Origin of the sequence: Cupriavidus basilensis (genome assembly GCF_029335485.1) — a bacterium.
Taxonomy (GTDB): domain Bacteria; phylum Pseudomonadota; class Gammaproteobacteria; order Burkholderiales; family Burkholderiaceae; genus Cupriavidus; species Cupriavidus basilensis_E.
This window is the reverse complement of the sequence record NZ_JARJLM010000021.1, coordinates 1-1,056: the sequence shown is the minus strand read 5'-3', so window position 1 is coordinate 1,056 and position 1,056 is coordinate 1. Positions and strand designations below refer to the sequence as shown.

2 protein-coding genes are annotated in these 1,056 nt (G+C 69.7%); both read right to left on the bottom strand.

Features of this window, described 5'->3' with window-relative positions:
• Positions 1-109 precede the first annotated feature (109 nt).
• Entirely contained in the window at positions 110-541 is a 432-nt protein-coding gene (locus tag P3W85_RS01615) for a DUF2149 domain-containing protein (protein WP_276263487.1), read from the bottom strand.
• Positions 541-1,056 (bottom strand): MotA/TolQ/ExbB proton channel family protein (locus P3W85_RS01610; protein ID WP_276263486.1); only part of this gene is annotated, 516 nt, incomplete at its 5' end. The genes P3W85_RS01610 and P3W85_RS01615, both read right to left, overlap by 1 nt.

Sequence of the window (1,056 nt, the reverse complement as noted above, 5' to 3'; positions counted from 1 at the left end):
CCCGATGCGCCCGCAAGCCAGCACAGCAGGCCGAGCGCCAGCAGCAGCCAGCGCAGCGACGCCATCCGAGCCATGGATGCCGTGGCGGCCATCCGGCGCATCCACGCCATCAGCGTGCGGCCGGCACCGGCGGGGCCGGAACGGGGTGGGTGCCAGCCTGTGCGCCTTCCGGCACATACACCACGCTGCCATCGGGCAACCGGTAAGCCACGCCCAGCCGGGTGCCCTCGCCTGCCTTCTGCTGCGCCGACAATTTGCTGACCTTGACCTCCTTGCGGTTCTTCTCGAGCAGCTGCAACTCGCCGGTGCGAGGGTCGCGCTGGACCATGGTGAACTGCGATTCGGGATTGAGCAGCTGGGTCAGGCTGAAGGCCTGCGTGAGCGCCACCATCAGGCCCACGGCAAAGACGATGGAGGCATCGAACAGGTTGGCCACACCGGCCAGCGGGTCTTCCCGATGCACCGAGGCAAGCTCGCCCTGCGCGCGGCGGCGGCGCACGAAGCGCCTGCGCCTGAACTGGTGTCCGTGGCCTGTGTCCATCAGGCGAGCGCCCCCGCCAGTGCGCCATGCACCACACCGCGACCGGCCGGCACCGCTGGCGCGGGCATGGCCCGCAGCACCAGCTCGCACAGGTTTTCCATCTCCTTGAGATCGGCACGCGCCCAGCGCTCGCGCGTGAGCGTCAGCACGTAGGCAATGCCGCCCAGCACCAGGCCGCAGACCACCGCGCCAAAACCGACCACCAGGTGGTTGACCATGCCGGCCATATCGCCGGCCAGCAGCGATTGCAACGCCGGCCCGAGCGGGATGATGGTACCCGCCAGTCCCAGCATAGGCGCGATGCGCACCAGCGTGCGGGTCAGGTCGAGCCGGTTGGCCACGCGCATTTCCTCGCGCTGCAGCGTTTCATCCAGCCACAGGTCGAGGTGTTCATGCGAATCGAGCCGGGCCAGCCGCGCTTCCAGCATGGCCCAGAAGCGGGCCAGCGACGGCGACAGCACGGCGGCACCCGGATGGGGCTGCGCTCCGTTGCGCAGGCTGGCCGCCAGCGCATT

Bases quoted from the DNA above. Each gene is read 5' to 3' on its own strand.
- P3W85_RS01615 (WP_276263487.1), bottom strand. From the start codon at position 541: ATGGACACAGGCCACGGACACCAGTTCAGGCGCAGGCGCTTCGTGCGC.